Below are 1,548 nucleotides of genomic sequence, written 5' to 3' on the forward strand. Positions count from 1 at the left end.
ATACTCTCTCGCTGTATTGTTTAAGGTTTCTAAAAAGTACACCTTTTCAGGCTCTGTCATGATATCTATAGAAGAGATTAAAATATTTAGATTATCACTTGCTGTTTTTAATATTTGGTTCAAATGAAAAATCATTCTATCAATCGTTTCCTCTTTGAATAATTTAGTACAATATTCAATTGAGTAAAGAAGAGTGCTTTCATTTTCTACTACATGCAATGTTAAATCGAATTTTGATATATTACTTTTTGTATTTAGTCTCTTTAATCTGAAATTCTTTGTAATTAAGTCCCTTTCTAATTCTTCACTACTCATACTAAACATGACATCGAATAATGGATGTCTACCTGTGTTTCGCTTCACCTGAACGGTATCAATCAATTCTTCAAATTGATAACTTTGATTCTCATAAGCAAGAATAGAATTTTGTTTTACAGTGTTTAAAAACTCTTTAAAACTTAAGGTTCTGTCTGCTTTATTCCTTAGCGCCAACGTATTCACAAACATACCTATCATGTTTTGAAGTTCAACATGTGCTCGCCCAGCGATAGGAGTCCCTATCACAATATCCTCCTGTCCGCTGTACTTTGAAAGCAGGATATGGAAGGCTGTTAACATAACCATATACATAGTACTGCCTGTTTCTCTTGCAATACTGCGTACAGATTTGCTTTGTGCTTTGTCTAAATGAAACGTTCTTATACTGCCCTCATAACTTTTCATAAGAGGTCTTTCAAAGTCGTATGGCAGATTTAAAACCGGAATATCATCCTTAAATTGTTGAATCCAGTACTGTTTTTGTATTTTGAGTTCGTCTGTTTCTAGGAATCTATTCTGCCATGCTGCAAAATCCTTGTATTGCAATCTTAAAGGCTTTAATTCGTTACCATTATATAGCTTCATAAACTCTTTTATTAAAATGCGAATGGAAACTCCGTCACTAATAATATGATGCATATCAACTAATAAGTAAGTTTTCTCTTTTGAAATAATAAGTTTTGCTCTAAGTAGCGGGGCTTCTTCTAGTTCGAAGCTTCTTATAAAAGCCTGCAATATATCTTCAGCAACCAAATCTGTTCTATATTCTTTCTCAATTACAAAAGAATTATCAGCTTGAACCTTCTGAACAATTTCACCATCTGTTTGATCAAAATACGTTCGAAGTGAATCATGCCTTGTTACTAATTTGTGAAATGCACTTTCAATCTTCTGTTCGTCAATTTCCCCTTCTAATTCACAAATCATCGGCATATTATAAAGGGTACCTTTTTCCATTTTTTGCATCATATACATTCTTTTTTGTGCAGAAGAAGTTTCGTAGTATTCATTTTCTTCACAAGGATCAATCGTTCGATATATACGCTTAGTACTTTTTTCAATATAAGTACTTATATGTTTGATCGTAGGAAATTCAAACAACTCACTTAATGGTATTTCCACGTCAAAGTATTTGTGAATTTTACTTATTAAAATCGTCGCTTTTAAAGAATGACCGCCTAAATCAAAGAAGTTGTCATGAATTCCGATTTTTTCTACTCCGAGAACGTC

The 1,548-nt window shown here is 32.5% G+C and carries 1 protein-coding gene; it reads right to left on the bottom strand.

The window, feature by feature from the left end; translation table 11 throughout:
- Positions 1-1,548 (bottom strand): condensation domain-containing protein (locus tag BGM27_RS19790; RefSeq protein WP_254122940.1); only part of this gene is annotated, 1,548 nt, incomplete at both ends.

This window comes from Bacillus sp. FJAT-27001, from assembly GCF_019039175.1.
Classification (GTDB): Bacteria; Bacillota; Bacilli; order Bacillales; family Bacillaceae; genus Bacillus; species Bacillus velezensis.